16 protein-coding genes are annotated in these 20971 nt (G+C 70.2%); 7 read left to right on the forward strand and 9 right to left on the reverse strand.

Annotated features, from left to right (window positions below; all coding sequences use genetic code 11):
* Together A9X05_RS16220 and A9X05_RS16225 are read right to left on the reverse strand one after the other, a co-directional pair.
* A partial coding sequence (locus tag A9X05_RS16220; protein ID WP_156736770.1) for a hypothetical protein occupies positions 1–1225 on the reverse strand: 1225 nt, incomplete at its 3' end.
* Positions 1222–2292, reverse strand: coding sequence for a hypothetical protein (locus tag A9X05_RS16225; RefSeq protein ID WP_067756807.1), 1071 nt, complete (start codon positions 2290–2292; stop codon positions 1222–1224). The genes A9X05_RS16225 and A9X05_RS16220, both read right to left, overlap by 4 nt.
* A gap of 170 nt (positions 2293–2462) precedes the next feature.
* On the opposite strand from A9X05_RS16225, the gene trmB reads away from it, so the two are divergent.
* The 3 genes from trmB to A9X05_RS16240 are packed head-to-tail and all read left to right on the forward strand — an operon-like array spanning position 2463 to position 6909.
* Positions 2463–3254, forward strand: coding sequence for a tRNA (guanosine(46)-N7)-methyltransferase TrmB (gene trmB / locus A9X05_RS16230; RefSeq protein ID WP_197499087.1), 792 nt, complete (start codon positions 2463–2465; stop codon positions 3252–3254).
* Positions 3255–3263: 9 nt separating this feature from the next.
* Positions 3264–3971 carry an NYN domain-containing protein gene (locus A9X05_RS16235; protein WP_067756824.1) on the forward strand — a complete coding sequence of 236 codons (708 nt, stop codon included), beginning with the start codon at positions 3264–3266 and terminating at the stop codon, positions 3969–3971.
* 58 nt (positions 3972–4029) lie between these two features.
* Positions 4030–6909, forward strand: a complete 2880-nt coding sequence (locus A9X05_RS16240) for an MMPL family transporter (protein ID WP_067782658.1) — start codon at positions 4030–4032, stop codon at positions 6907–6909.
* Between the two features lie 3 nt (positions 6910–6912).
* Here the strand turns inward: A9X05_RS16240 and A9X05_RS16245 are convergent, their stop codons facing one another.
* Positions 6913–8061: an AI-2E family transporter gene (locus tag A9X05_RS16245; RefSeq protein WP_067782661.1), complete on the reverse strand. Its 1149-nt coding sequence runs from the start codon at positions 8059–8061 to the stop codon at positions 6913–6915.
* A 145-nt stretch (positions 8062–8206) separates the two neighbouring features.
* Here A9X05_RS16245 and A9X05_RS16250 point away from each other — a divergent pair, with 145 nt between their 5' ends.
* Positions 8207–9376: a TIGR00374 family protein gene (locus A9X05_RS16250; protein ID WP_067754965.1), complete on the forward strand. Its 1170-nt coding sequence runs from the start codon at positions 8207–8209 to the stop codon at positions 9374–9376.
* On the opposite strand, the gene A9X05_RS16255 is transcribed toward A9X05_RS16250, so the two are convergent.
* Positions 9373–9924: a hemophore gene (locus A9X05_RS16255; protein WP_067754968.1), complete on the reverse strand. Its 552-nt coding sequence runs from the start codon at positions 9922–9924 to the stop codon at positions 9373–9375. The two genes, A9X05_RS16250 and A9X05_RS16255, sit on opposite strands and share 4 nt — an antisense overlap.
* Before the next feature lie 328 nt (positions 9925–10252).
* Here A9X05_RS16255 and A9X05_RS16260 point away from each other — a divergent pair, with 328 nt between their 5' ends.
* Together A9X05_RS16260 and A9X05_RS16265 are read left to right on the forward strand one after the other, a co-directional pair.
* On the forward strand, positions 10253–13300 hold the full coding sequence (locus tag A9X05_RS16260) for an efflux RND transporter permease subunit (protein WP_067782664.1): 3048 nt from the start codon (positions 10253–10255) through the stop codon (positions 13298–13300).
* Positions 13297–13821: a helix-turn-helix transcriptional regulator gene (locus tag A9X05_RS16265; protein WP_067754974.1), complete on the forward strand. Its 525-nt coding sequence runs from the start codon at positions 13297–13299 to the stop codon at positions 13819–13821. The genes A9X05_RS16260 and A9X05_RS16265 overlap by 4 nt, the downstream gene beginning before the upstream one ends.
* On the opposite strand, the gene A9X05_RS16270 is transcribed toward A9X05_RS16265, so the two are convergent.
* Both A9X05_RS16270 and A9X05_RS16275 read right to left on the reverse strand, forming a co-directional pair.
* On the reverse strand, positions 13822–14505 hold the full coding sequence (locus A9X05_RS16270) for a hypothetical protein (protein ID WP_067754977.1): 684 nt from the start codon (positions 14503–14505) through the stop codon (positions 13822–13824).
* Entirely contained in the window at positions 14502–15152 is a 651-nt protein-coding gene (locus A9X05_RS16275) for a hypothetical protein (RefSeq protein WP_067754979.1), read from the reverse strand. The genes A9X05_RS16270 and A9X05_RS16275 overlap by 4 nt, the downstream gene beginning before the upstream one ends.
* Positions 15153–15193: 41 nt before the next feature.
* Between A9X05_RS16275 and A9X05_RS16280 the strand changes: the two genes are divergently transcribed.
* Positions 15194–17179, forward strand: a complete 1986-nt coding sequence (locus tag A9X05_RS16280; protein WP_067782667.1) for a M13 family metallopeptidase — start codon at positions 15194–15196, stop codon at positions 17177–17179.
* Here the strand turns inward: A9X05_RS16280 and A9X05_RS16285 are convergent.
* The 3 genes from A9X05_RS16285 to A9X05_RS16295 form a co-directional block, all read right to left on the reverse strand.
* A complete protein-coding gene (locus A9X05_RS16285) occupies positions 17163–19406 on the reverse strand; it encodes a molybdopterin-dependent oxidoreductase (protein ID WP_067782670.1) in 2244 nt (747 codons plus the stop codon). The genes A9X05_RS16280 and A9X05_RS16285 overlap by 17 nt on opposite strands.
* Positions 19403–19990: a TetR/AcrR family transcriptional regulator gene (locus tag A9X05_RS16290; protein WP_067761333.1), complete on the reverse strand. Its 588-nt coding sequence runs from the start codon at positions 19988–19990 to the stop codon at positions 19403–19405. The genes A9X05_RS16285 and A9X05_RS16290 overlap by 4 nt, the downstream gene beginning before the upstream one ends.
* A 166-nt stretch (positions 19991–20156) precedes the next feature.
* Positions 20157–20971: L,D-transpeptidase family protein (locus A9X05_RS16295; protein WP_067782675.1), on the reverse strand; the 815-nt coding region annotated here is incomplete at its 5' end.

Here is a 20971-nt window from a genome sequence, read left to right on the forward strand (position 1 = left end):
CGGCCACCGACCGCAGCGAGGAGGTGACGTCCCCCGCCCAGCGGTCGAGCAGCGCCCGGTCCCGCAGCAGGCTGCGGATGTGGATGACCAGCAGGGTGACCGCCAGGCCGATCGCCACGCATGTGACCGCCGCGGCCACCGACAGGGCGGGGCTGAGCCGAGCGGCCAGCCCGCCCATCAGCCGGCTCAGGGTCAGCGCCACGCCCAGGCCGAACCCGGCGCCCAGCAGCAACATCAGCCAGGTCTCGTGCCGCCGCGCTTTCAGCGGGGGCGGCGGGACGTCGACCGTCGGCAGCTGCTCGAGGGGCGGCAGGGCCGTCGCGACGCCCACCACCTGCGCGACGTCCGCGAGATGGGTGGCGGTGCCCTCGTTCACCTCGGCCACCACCTCGTCCAGCCGGCCGCGGGTGTGGGCCTCGAAGCCGGCCATGCTGCGCCGGGACAGACCGGCGGCGTCTTCCTGCAGCTCGCTGCGCACCGACGAACACCGGTTGCGCGCGAAGTGCGACAGCTGAACGCGCGCCTGCTGGATCTGACCGCGCAGCGTGACGGTGCGCTCGGTCCTCGCCTCGCGCCGCTGCCGCAGCGCGGTGCTGCGCTCGTCGCGCAACGCTTCCACCCGCGCCCGGCGCCCCGCGCCGTCGGCCTGGCGGTCGAACCGTTCCGCGACGGTGGCCAGCCGAGACTCCCAGGCCCGCAGCCTGTTTCGGCGATCGAGCTCCGGGTCTGCCAGCCGCGCCGAGACGGCCTCCGCCAGGTCGTCGACGATCGGCTCGCCCAGGTCGGGTTGCGCGGCCGCGCCCACCCAAGGCACCCCGGCGTAGCGCGGCGCATGCGCGGCCAGCGTCTCGCGGTCGGCGGCCAGGACGTCGCGCCAGCCCCGATGCACGTCGATCTTCGACACCGCCGCCACCACCGCATCGGTGTGCGCGGCGGCGGCGTCCAGCAGCGCGCAGTCGGACGGCGTGAGGTGCGCCGCCGCGGAAACCACGAACACCACGGCCAGCGGCACGTCGCCGGGCCCCAACTCCGACGACTCGACGAACTTGTGCCCCGGCAGCCGTTCCCGCAGCGCCGCGGCCACCGCGCTCACCCCCGCCAGCCACGGTCCCGTCACCAGCACCACGTCGCGGCGGTGCACGGCGGGAGGGTCCAGCTCCGGCCCGATGCTCGCAACCAGGGCGTCCACTCGGGCAATCGGATCATCGGGCGTGTCGGCGCTCACCGCCAGTCCCCCGGCAGCGACCCGCAGGCCCGCGACCACAGGCGCATCGATCCCCGCGCGATGTCGTCGCCGCAGGCGCGGTGCAGCTCGCTCGAGGTTGTGCGGCTGTAACGCTGCCACCGCACCGCCCGCGGCAGGTGCGCGGACGGGTCGCGGTCCCAGTCGGCGGGCCCCGCCACGCCCGGGTTCAGCCCGGCCGCCTCGGCAAGGTCGACGGCCGCCGCCATCCGTGCGACCACGGTGTCGTCGTGGGACAGGAACGCGCCGATCGTCTCGTCACCGACCGCCAGGGCCTCGAGCTCCGCGGCGGCGTCCAGCACCCGCCGGTAGCGCGCCTCGGCGCCGGCGACCGAGATCTTGGACAGGACGGCGTCGATCCCGCTCGTCCGGCGCAGCAGGGCCCGTAGCTGCGCGGTGGTCCTGCCCTGCCGCGCCGCCGCGACCCCGAGCGCGATGCCGAACAGGTCCAGGCTGTTCAGCAACCGCATCCGCACGCTGGTCGACAGGGGGTTGTCGGCCGCCAAGAACCCGGTGAAAGAGCCGTCGAGGCACTCGGCGGCGCCCGGATGCGCGGCCAGCGTCCGCAGCGCCGACCACAACGAGTCGTCCAGGCCGTCGAGCGCGGCGACCGCGAGCAGGCCGCTCACCGGCAGCATGGGCACACCGATCCGGGCGGTCAGCTCCGCACAGCGGCTGCGCGCCGCCGCGATCGGCCCGTCCCCGCCCGACAGCGACCCGACCAGGTCCGCCTTGTTCAGCACCGCAAGCACCGGGCGCCCGGCGCCGGCGATCGCGTCGGCGTCTTCGGGCTTGGCCACCTCGGCGAGCACCTGGACGACGACGTCGGCAGCACGGCCATCCGCCGTGCTCACCGCGATGCCCGCGGCGGCGCCGGCGCGGGCCAGCGCCCGGGCGACGGTGCCGCGCCCGACGCCGGGGCGGCCACGAACGAGCACGGCCAGCGGCGCGGCCGTCCGCTCCGCGATCGCCGTCACGCGCGGGTCGGGGTGGCCGGCGGCGAATCCCGCCAGTTCGTCGACGAAATCCTGGTGTCCTTGTCCCCTCATCGTCCCCTCATGCTTCACGTTCGGTTCGATGGATCCGACCCGGGGGCCGGTCGGGTCCCACCGAATGGTGGCACTTGCGTCACTTTGATGCGAGCCACCGTCTGACTGTTACCAGCTGAAGGCAACTGTTGGGTATCAATCCGGACCAGGGGCGGCTACATCACACGTTTATGCGCCACCATGGACAAATGCATGCGCAACCCGGGGTGGGAGTATGGCGCGCCGTGCCCCAGGAGGAATCGGACGACCGTCGCGACCAGCGCCTTCTTCCGGCATCGACCTTTCGCTCCCGGCGATCCGCCCTTTCCGACGCCCAGCGGCAGACCTGGGAACGGCTGTGGCCGCAGCTGGGCCTCTCCGTCGGCACCCAGTCCGCGACGGACGAAGGCGGCATGGAGCCGGCACTGGACACCCGCGCATGGTTTGGCCGCGAGGCGCCCCTGGTGCTCGAGATCGGTTGCGGCAGCGGCACCTCGACCGTGGCGATGGCCAAGGCCGAACCCGATATAGATGTGATCGCGGTGGAGATCTACAAGCGCGGGCTGGCGCAACTGCTGTGCGCGATCGACCGCGAAGGGGTCGGCAACATCCGCTTGATCCGCGGCAACGGCGTTGACGTGCTGCAGCGGCTGATCCCGCCGCGCTCGCTGACCGGAGTCCGCGTCTTCTTCCCCGACCCCTGGCCGAAGGCCCGCCACCACAAGCGCCGGTTTTTGCAGCCGGGCACGGTTGGCCTGATCGCCGACCGGTTACTCCCTGGTGGTGTCCTGCATGCGGCGACGGACCACCCCGGCTACGCCGAGCACATCGGTGCCGTCGGCGATGCCGAGCCGCGGCTGCGCCGCGTCGACCCCGCGAGCAGGCTCCCGATCTCGGTGGTGCGGCCGACCACCAAGTACGAGACGAAGGCCCACGAGGCGGGCAGCGCCGTCACCGAATTCATCTGGCTGCGACATGAGTAGGCGATGACCATGAGCCTGGCGGAAGAACAGACCGCGGCAGCAGAACCCCTGGCGGTGTTGTCCGACGACGCGTCGCTGGGCAGCTTCTCACCGCCGGGTGGCCGTGTCTTGCTGGTCTGGGACGCGCCCAACCTCGACATGGGGCTCGGCTCGATCCTGGGCAGACGACCCACCGCCCTGGAGCGCCCGCGGTTCGACGCCCTGGGCCGCTGGCTGCTGGCGCGTACGGCCGAGGTCAGCGCGAGCCGGCCCGGTGTCGTGGTCGAGCCCGAGGCCACCGTGTTCACCAACATCGCGCCGGGCAGCGCCGACGTCGTCCGCCCCTGGGTGGACGCGCTGCGCAACGTGGGGTTCGCCGTATTCGCCAAGCCGAAGATCGACGAGGACAGCGACGTCGACCGCGACATGCTCGCCCACATCGAGCTGCGGCGCAGCCAGGGGCTGGCGGCGCTGGTGGTGGCGTCGGCCGACGGGCAGGCATTTCGCCTGCCGCTGGAGGAGATAGCCCGCACCGGAGTCGCCGTCCAAGTCATCGGATTTCGCGAACATGCGAGTTGGGCGCTAGCGTCGGATACCTTGGACTTTGTCGACCTGGAAGACATCAGCGGTGTGTTCCGGGAGCCGTTGCCGCGAATCGGCCTAGATTCGCTGCCTGACCAGGGAGCATGGCTGCAGCCGTTCCGGCCGCTGTCCGCTCTGTTGACCGCGCGTGTGTGACACTGGCTTGGAAACCGAGACACCACGCGGGTCGTTGACGATCCAGTAAGGAGCTTGCGTGTTCGCCTGGTGGGGTCGAACTGTGTACCGGTATCGGTACATCGTGATCGGGGTCACGGTAGCTCTGTGCCTGCTGGGTGGCGTCTTCGGGATGAGCCTGGGCAAGCATGTCACACAGAGCGGCTTCTACGACGAGGGCAGCCAATCCGTGAAGGCCTCGGTGCTGGGCGACCAGACCTACGGCCGCGACCGCACCAGCCACATCGTCGCCACTTTCACCGCCCCGGAGGGCAAGACGGTGGACGACCCGGCATGGCGGGACAAGATCGTCGCCCAGCTCAACAAGTTCAAGACCGACCACGCCGACCAGGTGGTGGGCTGGGCCGGCTGGCTGGCCGCGCCGGACAGCACCAATCCCCTGATCAAGGGCATGGTCAGCGAGGATCGCAAGCACACGTTCGTTTCCATCCCGCTCAAGGGCGACGATGACGACACGATCCTCAACAACTACAAGGCGATCGCGCCCGATCTGCAGAAGCTCGACGGCGGGACGGTGGCGCTGGCCGGCCTCGAGCCGATCGCCAACGCCCTGACCGGCACCATCGCCACCGACCAGCGGCGCATGGAGGTGCTGGCACTGCCGTTGGTGACGGTTGTGCTGTTCCTGGTCTTCGGCGGCGCGATCGCCGCCGGCCTGCCCGCCATCGTCGGCGGGCTCAGCATCGCCGGCTCGCTCGGCATCCTCCGCCTCGTCGCCATGTTCGGGCCGGTGCACTTCTTCGCCCAGCCCGTGGTCTCGCTGATCGGCCTCGGTATCGCCATCGACTACGGACTTTTCGTCGTGAGCCGGTTCCGGGAGGAAATCGCCGAGGGCTACGACACCGAGGCGGCCGTGCGCCGAACGGTGATGACCGCCGGGCGCACCGTCACGTTCTCGGCGGTGCTGATCATCGCCTCGAGCGCCAGCCTGCTGGTGCTGCCGCAGGGCTTCGTGCACTCGCTGACCTACGCCATCTTCGCCGCGGTGGGGCTGGCCGCGCTGCTGTCGATCACGTTCCTGCCGGCCTGCCTGGGCATCCTCGGCCGCCACGTGGACGCGCTGGGCGTCCGGACCGCGTTCCGGGTGCCGTTCCTGCGGAACTGGAAGTGGTCGCGCGCCTACCTCAACTGGCTCGCCGACCGGCTGCAGAAGACCAAGACCCGCGAAGAGGTCGAGGCCGGCTTCTGGGGCAAGCTGGTCAACTGGGTGATGAAGCGGCCGCTCGCGTTCGCCATCCCGATCGCCGTCGGCATGATCCTGCTCGTCATCCCCCTGGGCAACCTGTCGTTCGGTGGCATGAGCGAAAAGTATTTGCCGCCGAACAATTCGGTGCGCCAGGCCCAGGAGCACTTCGACAAGCTCTTCCCCGGATACCGCACCGAGCAACTCACGGTCGTCATTCAGAGCACCAACAACAGCAAGGTCACCGACCAACAGGTCGCCGACATCCGCAACCGGATCTCCTCGATCGGTGGCTTCACCGACAAGACCTGGGAGGAGCGGCCCTGCCCGACGATCGCGGGCAACCCCTGCGTCGCCGGCCCGAACGGGACGACGGTGCCCAAGGACGGCTCGGTGCGGGTGATCCAGAACGGCCTCGTCAATAAGAACGATGCCGCCAAGAAGATCAGCGAGCTGCGGGCGATAAACCCGCCGAAGGGCCTCAACCTCTATGTCGGCGGCACCCCCGCGCTGGAGCAGGACAGCATCCACAGCCTGTTCGACAAGGCTCCGCTGATGCTGGTCCTGTTGCTCACCGCGACCATGCTGTTGATGTTCCTGGCGTTCGGATCGGTGGTGTTGCCGATCAAGGCCGCGGTGATGAGCGCGCTGACGCTCGGGTCCACGATGGGCATCCTGACGTGGATCTTCGTCGACGGGCACCTGTCGCATTGGCTGAATTTCACCCCGACCCCGCTGATGGTGGTGCTGATCGCGCTGGTCGTCGCGGTGGGCTTCGGTCTGGCCACCGACTACGAGGTGTTCCTGGTGTCCCGCATGGTCGAGGCGCGCGAACGTGGCATGTCGACCGCCGAGGCCATCCGCATCGGCACCGCGACGACGGGGCGCCTGATCACGGCGGCCGCGCTGGTGCTGGCCGTGGTCGCCGGTTCTTTCGTGTTCTCCGACCTGGTGCTGATGAAATACCTGGCGTTCGGCCTGATGGCGGCGCTGTTGCTGGACGCCACCGTGGTCCGGATGTTCCTGGTGCCGTCGGTGATGAAACTCCTCGGCGACGACTGCTGGTGGGCCCCGCGCTGGGCCAGGCGGCTGCAGAACCGGATCGGGCTCGGCGAGATCGACCTGCCCGACGAGCGCAAGCGGCCGACGCTCAACGGCCGGCCCGCGCGACCGCCGGTGGCGGCCAGCCTGGTCGCCGCCGGGCCACGCCCGCCACACGACCCCACCCACCCCGCGGCCCTCGAGCCGTCCCGGGCGACGCGGCCGGCTCCGCCCGAACCCGCGGCGGAAGCGCCCGCAGGCGCGGCGATGCGCCCTGCGGCGCCCCCCGGCGACGCCGCGCGCGTGCAGGCCCGGCCGGGCCAGCCGACGGAGGCTCAGACGACGAGGCTGGCGGTGCCGAACTCCGCCCCCGCCCACGAGCGGCCCGCCAATGCGGCGCCGTCGGCGCCGCCACGGCCCACCACCCCCGCGACGCCACCGCCGCCGCCGTCCAGCGGCCAGACGCGCGCGATTCCGGTGCCCGCCAACCGCTCTGACGATGCGGAAGACGCGGCCGAACCCACCACCGCGTTTCCGCGGCCCGAGGGCGACGACTCCGACGCGGCCACGGAAAAGATGAACTCCCGGGGAGACAACGGCGACGCGCGCCAGCGCCGACGCTCCGGCGGCGGCCTGTCCGCCCAGGACCTGCTGCGCCGCGAGGGCCGGTTGTAGGGATCAGTCCGACGCGGTCGCCGGCTCGTCCGGCTCCGCCTGGACGATCGCGCCACCCTCGTCGGCCTCCTCGGTCTGTTTCTCGGCCTCGGCGGCCGGATCCTTCGCGAACAGCACCTGGAACGCGTTGTTGAGGAACGCCACCGTCGGGACCGCCAGCAGCGCGCCGACGATTCCCGCGAGCACGCCGCCGGCGGCGATGGCGAGCACCACCGCGAGCGGGTGAATCGAGACCGCGCGGCCCATCACCAGCGGCTGCAGCACGTGGGCCTCCAACTGGTTCACCGCGATCAGCAGGCCGAGCGTGATCAGTGCGTACACAATGCCCTTGGCGAGCAGGGCGACCACCACGGCCAGCAGACCCGAGACCAAGGCACCGATCAGCGGGATGAACGCGCCCAGGAAGACCAGCGAGGCCAGCGGCAGCGCCAGTGGGATGCCCATGATCGCCAGGCCGGTGCCGACCCCGGCCGCGTCGGTGAGCGCCACCAGGAAGGTGGCCCGCACGTACGCGGTCAGCGACCCGTAGCCGGCCCGGCCCGCCTCGCTCACCCGGTCCCGGACGTCGGCCGGGAAGATCTTGGACACGTAGGCCCAGATGTTGCGGCCGCCGTAGAGGAAGAAGATCAGCGTGAAGAGCACCAGCACGGCCGCCGTGACCAGTTCGGTGATGGTCGCCGCGGTGGACAGGGCGCCGCTTTCCAGCTTCGTCTGATTGTTGCGCAGGGCCTCGATCGCGGCGTTGCCGGCGTTGTCGATTTGTTCGCGGCGCAGGTGCGCCGGCCCGTGGATCAGCCACCGCCGGGTTGACTCGATGCTGCGGGTGACCTGGTCGGTCAGGCCCGGCAGACCGTCGACGAATTGGTTGACGACGAACGCCAGGATGCCGCCCAGGATGGAGAAGCCGCCGAGCAACACCAGGGCCACCGCGCCGCCGCGGGGCAGGCCGCGGCGGTCGAGCCAGTCGACGACCGGCAGCAACAGCGCGCTGAGCAGCAGCGCCACCAGGACCGGGACGACGATCACCTCGAGCTTCTTCACCACCCACAGCAGCGCGACCAGCGCGAGGAGGATGACCAGCAAACGCCAGGCCCAGGCTGCGGTCTTGCGGACGATGGGTTCGACCGAAGCGTCGTCGGTGTTTGCCGGCATGGGGTGAGCCTATCCGGCGCGGGGCACCGCCAAACGTGCGCGCGGCGCCGGCGCGCGGCCGCGTCGGCACGATCCGGTTACGACGGCGACACGGTCGGCGCCGCGCGGCGATGCCCGCGCCACCTGCACCGTTACCCTAAATCACGTGCCGCACGACGCACCCGCCCGCAATCTCGACTTCCCGCGCGAAGAGGCCCCGCGCGGGAAGTACTGGTGGGTGCGCTGGCTGATCCTCGGGATCGTCGCGGTCGTGCTTGCCGTGGAGGTCGCGCTGGGCTGGCATCAGCTGGCCAAGGCCTGGATGAGCCTGTACGAGGCGAACTGGTGGTGGCTGTTGGCGTCGGTGGTGGCGTCGGCCGCGTCGATGCACAGCTTCGCGCAGATCCAGCGCACGCTGCTGCGCTCGGCCGGCGTGCACGTCAAACAGTTGCGGTCGGAGGCCGCCGTCTACGCCGCCAACTCGCTGAGCACCACGCTGCCCGGGGGCCCGGTGTTGTCGGCGACGTTTTTGCTTCGGCAGCAACGGATTTGGGGCGCCTCGACAGTGGTGGCGTCGTGGCAGCTGGTGATGGCGGGCGTCCTGCAGGCCGTCGGGCTGGCGCTGCTTGGGCTGGGCGGGGCCTTCTTCCTCGGCGCGAAGAACAACCCGTTCTCGTTGCTGTTCACCCTCGGCGGCTTCGTGGCGTTGCTGCTGCTCGCCCAGGCCGTCGCGTCGCGGCCGGAGCTGATCGACGGGATCGGCTGCCGGGTGTTGTCGTGGGTCAACTCCGTTCGCGGCAGGCCCGCGGACACCGGCCTGGCCAAGTGGCGCGAGACGCTGGCGCAGCTGGAGTCGGTGAGCCTGGGCCGGCGCGACATGGGGGTGGCGTTCGGCTGGTCGATGTTCAACTGGGTCGCCGACGTGGCCTGTCTCGGGTTCGCGGCCTACGCCGCAGGCGATCACGCCTCGGTCGCCGGGCTGACGGTGGCCTACGCCGCCGCGCGGGCCGTCGGCACCATCCCGCTGATGCCCGGCGGCCTCCTGGTCGTTGAGGCGGTGCTGGTGCCGGGTCTGGTGTCCAGCGGCATGTCGCTGCCCAACGCCATCTCGGCCATGCTGATCTACCGGCTGATCAGCTGGTTGCTCATCTCCGCCATCGGCTGGGTGGTGTTCTTCTTCGTGTTCCGGACCGAGAACGTCGCGGTGCCGGACGACGAGGAGGCGACGCCGAAACCCGCGCCCGGAGCGCCGCAGGACCCGGCCGCCGACGATCCGACCGAGACCGCCCTGCAGGGCCCGCTACCGCCCGACCGGAGCCCTGAAACCGGGAGCTAGCCGGCGGTGTTGCCGCGCGGCGGCCCCGACAACGGATTGGCCGCCGCCGGCGGGACCGGCCCGGTGGCCGCCGGGTTGCCGCCCAGCGGCAGCGCGCCCGCCGCGTTGCCAGGCAGCGCGGGCAGCCCACCGGCCGCGCCCTGCGCCTGCTGCATCATGCCCATCGCCTGGGTGGGCGAGATCGGCAGCTTGCACTGCAGCGACAGGTTGGTCAACGGCTGGGCGATGGACGTCATGTCGCCGGCGACCTTCGGGTTGGCCTCGAAGTAGGACTTCAGGCCGGTCATCGACTGGGGTCCCGCCTGCTGCTGCAGCATGGAGGTCATCGTCTGGTTCGTCTCCGGGTGCGAGTCCAGGTAGTCGCCCATCGACTTGGAGACCGAACCGATCGTGCGGGCGACCTCACTGGCCGAGCAGGGGTCGCTGGCGCCCGTCGCCGGTGGCCCAGCCAGGACGGCCAGGGCGGCGCACGGCACGGTGGTGGCGATCAGCCCGGCCACGATCTTGCGGCGCATCTTGCGGGGCCCGGTCGCGGTGCCTCTGGTCATCGAAACTCCTTACGATTTGCGGCGTCACGCGCAGCACCGACGCCCGCAAACGGCTGCTGTGGACGGCCTCGTCGAATCGCGGAGTTCCCCGGGGCCCCGCCGGCCACCCGACATCCTGCCATCGCCGGCGTGCGCCCTGCCAGCGCGCGTGCACCCGTGTGAGGAAAATCCCGCCGGTAACCGGTTCACAACGACTTGGCAGCGTCTTGGCAACAAGCCCGTCGTTGCAGCTCAGGAACCAGAAAGCTGACATCATCCACAGGCCGCTGCGGTATTCTCGCCAGCACGCGTTAAGCGAAACACGGGGAGTGAAGAAATCCAGCAGTTAATGATGCGCCTCAGCCGCAGCCTGCGTAAGTACCGCTGGTTGGTCTTCACGGGCTGGTTGCTGGCGTTGGTTCCGGCGGTCTATCTGGCCTTGACGCAGTCGGGGAACCTGACCGGCGGCGGCTTCGAGGTGGCCGGTTCGCAGTCGCTGCTCGTCCACGACCAGCTCGAGGAGCTGTACCACGACCAGGGGTCGTCCTCGCTCGCCCTGGTCGCGGCGCCCCGCCCGGACGCCAGCTACGCCGACATCAACGACGCCGTCGCGCTGCTGAGGCGCACCGCCGCCGAGGTGCCCGGCGTCTCGGAGGTGCCCAACCCCACCCAGCGGCCGCCGCAACCCGACCGGCCGTACGTGTTGTCGCTGCGGCTGGATTCCCGCAACACCAGCGACGTCGCCAAGCGGTTGCGCACCAAGGTCGGGGTCAAGGGCGATCAGGCCGGCCAGACCGCGGACGGCCGGGTGCGCCTGTACGTGATCGGGCAGGGTGCGTTGTCGGCCGCCGCGGCGCAGAACACCAAGCACGACATCGCCGCCGCGGAGCGCTGGAACCTGCCGGTGATCCTGATCGTCCTGCTCGCCGTCTTCGGTTCGCTCGCCGCCGCGGCGATCCCCCTGGCCCTCGGCATCTGCACGGTCGTGGTCACCATGGGCCTGGTCTACCTGCTGTCGGCCTACACGACCATGTCGGTGTTCGTGACCTCGACGGTGTCGATGTTCGGGATCGCGCTCGCCGTCGACTATTCGCTGTTCATCCTGATGCGCTTCCGCGAGGAGCTGCGCTCCGGCCGCGAGCCGAAGGAGGCGGTCGACGCGGCGATGGCGACCTCCGGGCTGGCCGTGGTGCTGTCCGGGATGACGGTCGTCGCCTCGCTCACCGGTATCTACGTGATCAACACGCCGGCGCTGAAGTCGATGGCGACCGGAGCGATCCTGGCCGTCGCGGTCGCGATGTTGACGTCGACCACGCTCACCCCGGCGGCGCTGGCGACCTTCGGCCGGTCGGCCGCCAAGCGGTCGGCGTTCCTGCATTGGTCGCGCGGACCGGAGGGCGGCCAATCGCGGTTCTGGAACCGCTGGATCGGCTGGGTCATGCGGCGGCCGTGGATGTCGGCGCTGGGGGCGTCGCTGGTCCTGCTCGTCATGGCCGCGCCGGCGTCGTCGATGGTGCTCGGCAACAGCCTGCTGCGCCAGTTCGACTCCTCGCACGAGATCCGCGCCGGCGTGGGCGCGGCGGCCGAGGCGCTCGGCCCCGGCGCGCTCGGCCCGATCCGGGTGCTGATCACCTTCCCCGACGGCGGCGCCGCCTCACCCGAGCACGGACAGACCATCGCCGCGATCCGGCAGCGCATGACGCAGGCGCCCAACATCGTGTCCGTCGCGCCGCCGCAATTCGCCGAGGACAACGGCAGCGCCCTGCTCTCCGCGGTGTTGACGGTCGACCCCGAGGACATGCGCGCCCGCGAGACCGTCGGCTGGATGCGCGCGCAGCTGCCCAAGGTGCCCGACCGGGGAACCGCCCGCGTGGATGTCGGCGGCCCGACCGCGCTGATCAAGGACTTCGACGACCAGGTGTCCAAGACCGAGCCGTTGGTGCTGGCCATCGTCGCGCTGATCGCGTTCGTGATGCTGCTCGTGTCGGTCCACTCGGTGTTCCTGGCGCTCAAGGGCGTGCTGATGACCCTGCTGTCGGTCGCCGCGGCGTACGGCAGCCTGGTGATGGTGTTCCAGTGGGGCTGGCTGAAGGACCTCGGCTTCGCCCAGATCAGCTCGATCGACAGCACGGTCCCCCCGCTGGTCCTCGCGATGACCTTCGGGCTGTCGATGGACTACGAGATCTTCCTGCTGACCCGCATCCGCGAACGCTTCCTGCACTCCGGGAACACCCGCGACGCGGTGGCGTACGGCGTGAGCACCAGCGCCCGCACCATCACCAGCGCGGCCCTGATCATGATCGCGGTCTTCATCGGCTTCGCGTTCGCCGGCATGCCGCTGGTCGCCGAGATCGGCGTCGCCTGCGCGGTGGCGATCGCGGTGGACGCCACGGTGGTGCGGCTCGTGCTGGTGCCGGCGCTGATGGCCATGTTCGCCCAGTGGAACTGGTGGATCCCGCCGTGGCTGTCCCGGGTGCTGCCGTCGGTCGACTTCGACCGGCCCCTGCCGGAGGTCGATCTGGGCGACGTGGTGGTCATCCCCGACGACATCTCGGCGCTGACGGCGCCGAACGCCGACCTGCGGATGGTGCTCAAGTCGGCGGCCAAGCTCAAGCACCTGGCGCCCGACGCCATCTGCGTGACCGACCCGCTGGCCTTCACCGGTTGCGGACGCAACGGCAAGGAAAGGCCGGGCGCCCAGCCGGAGGGATCCGACACCGAGCGCGGCCGGGACCCCGGTCAGATCCCCCACCAGGTCGACATCGACGACGAGAGGGCGGGTGTCGCGGCCGGCGCTGCCGACCGGAAGAACGGCAGCAACGGCCACACCAACGGCTCCTCGGGGACCAAGAAACTGGTCGGCGGGCTGACCTCGCGCAACGGCATCGCCAAGGCGATCGTCGGGGCGGACCGGCCCGTCCACCCGGTCACCCTGTGGCGGGGGCGGCTCTCCGTCGCCATCGACGCGCTGGAGAGCGAGACCGAGGCCGCCGACCGGGCCGTCTACGAGCGCCGCTGCCCGGTCGAAACCACCCACGTGCAGCTGCCCACCGGCGACCGGCTGCTGGTCCCGACCGGCGCCGAGACGCTGCGCCTCAAGGGCTACCTCATCATGAGCCGTAACAGCCGACGCGATTACGCCGACTTTGCCGATATGGTTGAAACGTTGGAGCCCGAGACCGCCGCTGTGGTGCTGGCCGGCATGGACAGGTACTACTGTTGTCAGTCGCCCAGGCGGCAATGGATCGCCACCCAGTTGGTCCGTCGACTCGCTGATCCGGATCCCTGTGATTTCAACGACGAGCAGGGGTCGGAGACCGACGCCCGCTCGGACTGGGAGGAGATCAGGCAGCGCTGCCTCTCGGTGGCCGTCGCGATGCTGGAGGAGGCGAGGTGACGTTGGCACCTGACCGACGCCCCGCACCGCCCCACCGGCCGGCGACCGAGCCGCGCAGGCGTGACGCCGCGCCCGCCCCGGACCCCGACCAGCCGGTGGAGTTCTGGCCCACCTCCGCCATCCGCGCTGCGCTGCAGGGCGGCGACATCGCCACCTGGAAGCGGATCGCCGCGGCGTTGAAGCGCGACCCGTACGGCCGCACCGCCCGCCAGGTCGAAGAGGTGCTCGAAGGCACCCGGCCCTACGGCATCTCCAAGGCGCTGTGGGAGGTGCTCGAACGCGCCCGCACCCACCTGGAAGCCAACGAACGCGCCGAGGTGGCCCGCCACGTCGGACTGCTCATCGACCGCTCCGGCCTGGCGCAGCAGGAATTCGCCTCGCGCATCGGCGTGACCGCCGCGGAGCTCGCCGCCTACCTGGACGGCAGCACCAGCCCGTCGGCCGCCCTGATGATCCGGATGCGCCGGCTCTCGGACCGGTTCGTCAAGGTGAAGTCGACGCGCTCGGCAGACTCCAACTGATCACCTGATCGGCAGCACGTCCGACACCAGCCAGGCGTCGCCGTGCTTGGTCAGCGCCACGCGCAGCGCGGGCGCCGACTGGCTGGGCTGTTGGCCCGGCGCGTTCTGGGTGACCCGCAGGATCACCGCGACGCTGGCCGCCGACGGCCCCAGCGCCTCGACCCCGGCCGCCAGCGTGGCGGCCTGCGCGGTCACATTGTGCTGGGCCAGTTCGGAGCTGGACTTCGTGTACTGCTCCTTGAAGGCGGCTGCGTGCTCGGGGACGATCAGCGCCGTCGCCCGGTCGATGGAGCTGTCCGGGGCGCCCGGGGTGAACGACGCCATCGCCTCCGCCATCCCGGTGGCGACCCGGACCACGTCGCGGGAGTCGTCCTTGAAGACGCGGTCCGACCGCGTCCAGTGCGTGTAACCGGTGACCACCGCGGCCACCAGTGCGGCCGTGCACAGGAAGACGACGGCCAACCGCAGCCCCGGCGCGTCGTCGTCGGTGCCGACGCTGACCGAATCCCGCCGCAGCAGCCAGAAATTGACCAAGACGCCCTCGACGATCAGCAGCACGAGCACCGAGCACGCCGAGACCCACCACAGCGGCCAGCCCAGGACCAGCCCGATCGCCAGCAACGCCGCCACCGCGGCCAGCGGCGCCAGGATGTCGAACGCGAGCAGGCGCAGCAGGTTTCTCATCGGATCGATTCCAGCCCCGAGATCATCAGCTTGCCGTCGACGTTGACCACGTCGAGGCGCAGATTCCAGTGCACCGTCTGCGGTTTGGCGCCGGCGTTCTCGCTGACGGAGGTCGCGACCAGCATCACCGCGTCCAACCGGCTGGCGAACGGCGGCAGCTTGGTGGTCACCACCGGCCGGGACGTACCGGGCTGGGTGTCCAGGTCACGGTGCACGGTCTCGACGGCCACCGCGTCGATTCGCCCGGCGCTCTTGGACTGCAGCTTCTCCACCACCTGCCGGTAGGGCTGCATGGCGGCGTCGAAGTCGGTATTGAGTTCGCCGACCGTGCCGTCGTGCAGCCGTTGCAGGCTGCCGTCGACGTTGCCGCTGTTCATGTTGATCAGCACCCCGGTCCACTCGGCGGCGGTCTGCATGACGCGGGACAGGTAGCGGCGTTCGCCCGTGTCGTCGCGGTGCCCCGACCACAGGAAGAACCCGAACACGATCGCCGCCACCGACAGCACACCGAGGACGGCCGACGCGATGCCGTACGCGGAGAACATCGGGCCGCCTGCGGCGTCGTCGTCACGGAATTCCTCGGCGTCGGCGTCCTCCGCCTCCGCGACTTGCTCGTTGGTTGGCTCGGTTCGCTGGCCGTCGGACATGGCCCGATCGTCGCACCCGACAAAGATGGAAGGATGGCGGGGTGACTGTAGAGGCCATCCGCTCGGGCATCGACCTGAGCCACGTCGACGCCGACACCCGCCCCCAAGACGACCTGTTCGGACACGTCAACGGCCGCTGGCTGGCCGAATACGACATACCGGCGGACCGTGCGACCGACGGCGCGTTCCGGCACCTGTTCGACCGTGCCGAGGAGCAGGTGCGCGATCTGATCGTCGAGGCCAGCGAGACCGGCGCCGCCGCGGGCACCGACCAACAACGCATCGGCGACCTGTACGCCAGCTTCCTCGACGAGGCGGCCATCGAGCGGCGCGGCCTGCAACCCCTGCTCGACGAGCTGGCCACGATCGACGACGCCGCGGACGCGGACGCGTTGGCGGCGGCGGTGGGCGCGCTGCAGCGCACCGGGGTGGGCGGCGGCCTCGCGATGTACATCGACACCGACGCCAAGAATTCCGCCCGGTACCTCGTGCACGTCACCCAGTCCGGCATCGGGCTGCCCGACGAGTCCTATTTCCGCGAAGAGCGGCACGCCGAGGTGCGCGCGGCATACCCGGGGCACATCGCCCGGATGTTCGCCCTGGTGTACGGCGGCGCCGCGGAAACGCACGCCGAGACGGCGGCCCGCATCGTGGCGCTGGAAACCAAGCTGGCCGCCGCGCACTGGGACGTGGTCAAGCGACGCGACGCAGAGCTCTCCTACAACCTGCGGACCTTCGCGGACCTGCAGGTCGAGGGCAAGGGCTTCGACTGGGCCGGCTGGGCGACCGCGCTCGGCGGCACACCGGAGGCGTTCGCGGAAGTCATTGTGCGGCAACCGGATTACCTCACCGCATTCGCCGACCTGTGGGCGAGCGGCGACCTGGAGGACTGGAAGCGTTGGGCGCGTTGGCGGTTGATCCGCGCGCGGGCGTCCTGGCTGACCGACGAGCTGGTCGCCGCGGACTTCGACTTCTATGGCCGGCTGCTCACCGGCGCCGAGCAGATCCGGGAACGCTGGAAGCGGGCCGTGTCGCTGGTGGAGAACCTGATGGGCGATTCCGTCGGAAAGATCTATGTGGAGCGGTATTTCCCGCCCGGGGCCAAGGCGCGCATCGACGCGCTGGTGGACAACCTCAAGGCGGCCTATCGGCTGTCCATCAACGAGCTGGATTGGATGACGCCGCAGACCCGGGAGCGGGCGCTGGCCAAGCTGGACAAGTTCGTCGCCAAGGTCGGCTACCCGGCGAAGTGGCGGGACTACTCCGCGCTGGTGATCGACCGCGACGACCTGTACGGCAACTTTCGGCGCGGCTATGCGGTCAACCACGACCGCGAACTGGCCAAGCTGGGCGGTCCGGTCGACAAGGACGAGTGGTTCATGACCCCGCAGACGGTCAATGCCTACTACAACCCGGGGATGAACGAAATCGTCTTCCCCGCAGCCATTTTGCAGCCGCCGTTCTTCGACCCCGAGGCCGACGACGCCGCCAACTACGGCGGGATCGGCTCGGTGATCGGGCACGAGATCGGGCATGGCTTCGACGACCAGGGCGCCAAGTACGACGGCGACGGCAACCTGGTGGATTGGTGGACCGACGCCGATCGCGCCGAATTCGGCGCCCGCACCAAGGCCCTGATCGAGCAGTACGAGGCGTACACGCCGCGCGGGTTGGACGCCGGTCACCACGTCAACGGCGCGTTCACCGTCGGGGAGAACATCGGTGACCTGGGCGGGTTGTCGATCGCCCTGCTGGCCTATCAGCTGTCGCTGGACGGCCAGGACGCACCCGTCATCGACGGCCTCACCGGCGTGCAGCGGGTGTTCTACGGCTGGGCGCAGGTGTGGCGCACCAAATCCCGCCCGGCGGAAGCGATCCGGCGGTTGGCCACCGATCCGCACTCACCGCCGGAGTTCCGCTGCAACGGCGTCATCCGCAACATGGACGCCTTCTACGAGGCGTTCGACGTCGCCGAGGACGACGCGCTGTTCCTGGAGCCGCAGCGGCGGGTCAGGATCTGGAACTGACGGGCACGCCGACCGCTTCGATCCGGGCGGGCACGTGTTTGTGCCACGGCGTGCCCGCGTAGGGATCGCGCCATTCCGTCGAGGTGAGCGCGTTCGGGGCGACGCCCGGTGTCACGGTCTGCCCGTCGCCGTCGACGTAGTCGAGCCCAAAACCGTTGGGCAGGGCAGCATGCCCGGCCAGCATGGTCTCGGTGATCTCGACGGTGGCCTCGGCGCTGCCGGCCGCGGTGCTGATGCGGGCGCGGCATCCGTCGGCGAGCCCGAGGGTTTGGGCGTCCTCGACGCTGACTCGCAGCGCCCCGTCGGCGTCGCGTTTGCGCCAGGACGGGTCGCGGAAGATGTCATTGGCGGTGTAGGCGCGGCGCTCGCCCACCGACAGCACGATCGGGAACTCCGGTGTGGTGAGCCGCGGTGGCGCCTGGGCCAGGGCCGCCAAATCGGTGAGCATTTCCGGGATTTCCAGCGCGATCTTGTGATCGGCGTGGCTGATCAACGCGAAATCGTCCTCGTAGTTGTGGACGGTGAACGTCACCCCGGACGGGGTGTCGAGGATCGCGTCGAACAGCGCGTTGCCGTCGGCGTGGCCGGCGCGGCGCACCGCGTCGGGATAGGTCAGCGCGGCCTTCTGGGCGAGCCCCCACAGGGCGGCCGCGCCGCGCAGGCCGTCGGGCAGCGTGGGCCCGAGCGTCTCGTAGAGGACATAGGGCAGCAGCTTCGCGACCGTCGGGTTCGCGGTCGCGGTGAGGAACGCCTCGGTGTAGGCCCGCCGGCCGCGCTGGGCGGCCTCGGCCAGCGGCCGCAGGTCCGCGTCGTCCACCACGCCCAGCGCCCGCACCAACCGGGCCCAGATCTCGGGTTCGGGCAGCGTTCCGGGCAGGGGCTCGAGCAGCGGCCGGCGCAGCTGAAAAGCGTTGTGCGGGAACTCCAGGTTGAAGAAGGTGGCCTCGGGCTTCTCGAACTGGGAGGCCGCGGGCAGCACGTAGTGTGCGAGTCGGGCGGTCTCGGTCATCGCGACGTCGATGACGACCATCAGTTCGAGCGCTTGGAAGGCCTCCCGGCAGGCCGCCGAGTTGGCCAGCGAGTGGGCGGGGTTGCTGCTCTCCACGATCATGGCCCGGAATCGGTCCGGGTGGTCGGTGAGGATCTCCTCGGGCACGACGTTGCTGGGCACCAGCCCGGCGATGATCGGGGCGCCGGTCACCGGCGTGCGGCCGGAGAACTGGCCGAACAGCGGTCCGAATGCCGAATGCAGATGCTGGCCACCCTTTTTCGCGAAGTTGCCGGTGAATATCCACAGCAGCTTGTTGAGGTAGGAGCAGAGCGTGCTGTTGGGCGCCTGCTGCACCCCGAGGTCCTCGAACACCGAGACGCTGGCCGCCGCGCCGATGCGGCGGGCCGCCGCGCGCAACAGCTCCTCGTCGACCCCGCACCGCTGTGCGTAGTCGGACACGGACACCTCGCGCAGCGCGGCGCGGACGGCGTCGGCGCCGCGCACGTGCTCGGCCAGAAACGCTTCGTTGCAAAGGTTTTCCTGCACCAGGACGGCCGCCAGCGCGGCCAGGCACCACGCGTCGGTGCCGGGCCGCACCCGCAGGTGGAAGTCGGACATCTTGGCGGTGTCGGTGACGACGGGATCGATGACGATCATCGACCGGGCCGGGTCCTTGGCGATCTCGTTGAGCACCACCCGGGCCCGGGGAAAGCTCTGTGACATCCACGGGTTCTTCCCGACGAAGACGGACACTTCGGCGTGCTCGAATTCGCCGCGCGTGTGGCCGCCGTACAGCTGCCCGTCGATCCACGCCTCGCCGGTCTTCTCCTGCGCCAACGCGTTCGACCGATAGCGCGACCCGAGGGCCTTGAGGAAGGCGCCGCTGTACGCCCCGCCGAGGTGGTTGCCCTGCCCGCCGCCGCCGTAGTAGAAGATCTTGTCGCCGCCGTAGGCGTCCCGGATGTGCTTGAAACCCTCGGCGATCTCGACGATCGCGGTGTCCCAATCGATCTCCTCGAAGCTGCCGTCCGCGCGGCGGCGCAGCGGCGACGTGAGGCGAGCGCCGCTGTTCTGGTAGTGATCCAGCCGCAGGGCCTTGTTGCAGGTGTACCCCTGCGACGCCGGGTGCGCCTTGTCGCCCCGGATGCGGGCCAGCCGGCGATCCTCGACTTGGACGACGATGCCGCAGTTGCATTCGCAGAGGATGCAGGCGGTGGACTTCCATTCTCCGGTCATCGCGGGACGTCCTTTCTGGTCGCCTCGGCCAGCAGCAGGTCGCGTAGCTGGCGGTGCACGACGTCAAGGGGAGCCGGGTCGCGGCGCACCCGGGCCAGCACGATCGCGCCCTCGAGCGCGGTGGTGGCCAGCATCGCCAGGTCCGCGGCACGCGGGCGCGGTATCCCGTCGGCGATGAAGCGCTGCGCGATCAGGTCGGTCCAGCGGTCGAACACCGACGCCGCACGCTCGACGACCGGCGCCATGCGTTCGCCGTCTTCCTCACCGGCTTCCACCGAGACCGCGACCACGGGGCAGCCCGCGCGGAAGTCGCTGTCGAGCAGCTGGCGGCGGTACTTGTCGATCAGGGTGTCCAGCAGCTGAGCTCCGCTGTCGGTTTCGGCGATGACCCCGGCGACGTGTTCGCCGGCGTAGTCGACCGCCTCGCAGAGCAGTTGCGTGCGGCCGCCGGGGAAGTAGTGGTACGCCGAGCCTCGCGGCGCGCCGCTGTGCTCGAGCACATCGGAGATCGCGGTGGCGTGGGCGCCCCGCTCCCTGATCAGCAGCGCGGCGGAGATCACCATCCGCTCGCGTGGACTGCGCATCGGCGCTCCTCGGGTCGGCAGTATGTATGATGCTATACATAATCGCGCGCCCCGCGAAAGCCCCCACTTACACTCGCGAGCAGACACAAAATCGCCCAATTCCTCTTCGGGATGGGCGATTTTGCTGGGGGTACCTCCCGCTTGCGGGGGCTGCCGGGCTGGGAGGTTAGTTCATCCAGTCGGCGGAGCCGTCGTTCTTCTTGTAATTGCCGCCGCTGGAGTTCTTCACGACGATCGGGTCACCCGGGCCGAAGTTGTCGAAGAACCACTTGGCATTGGTGGGGCTGATGTTGATGCAGCCGTGGCTGACGTCGCGCTTGCCCTGGTCGTCGACCGACCATGGCGCGCTGTGCACGTAGTCGCCGACGTTGTCGAAGCGGACCGCGTCCTCGACCGTCACCTTGTAGCCGTAGGTCGAGTTGACCGGGACCCCGTAGGTGGAGGAGTCCATCACCACCGAGGCCTTCTTGTCCTGCACGTAGTAGGTGCCATTGGGCGTCTGGTGATTGCCGGACGTCATGCCCATCGACATCGGGAAGGTCTTCTCCACCGTGCCGTTGCGGGTGATGGTCAGCTGGTGGGTGGAGTCGTCGGCCGTGGCGATCAGCGTGTCCCCGGTCTGGAAGTTGGTCACGGTGCCGCCGGCGTCGACGGTCACCGCGGTGTGCGCGGGCCAGAAGTTGATCGGGCGCCACCGCAACTGGGTCGGGGTCATCCAGTAGAACTTGCCCGGCACCGGCGGCACCGACGAGACATGCACGGCGTTGATCGCGGCACCGGCGTCCTCCACCGTTCCCGGGAAGTTGATGATGATCGGCTGGGCCACGCCCACCGTCGAGCCGGTCTTCGGGACGAACGAGGGCGGCCCGAACGGCGGCGTGCCGGTGAACGGGGTGGGGTTCTGCCCGTCCGCCGATGCCGCGGCCGGCTGGGCCGCCGGGGGCATCCACGGCGGGGCTGGCGCGCGCGGCGGAGCCGGCG

The organism is Mycobacterium sp. E3298, assembly GCF_001666895.1.
In the GTDB taxonomy this organism is placed as follows: Bacteria; Actinomycetota; Actinomycetes; order Mycobacteriales; family Mycobacteriaceae; genus Mycobacterium.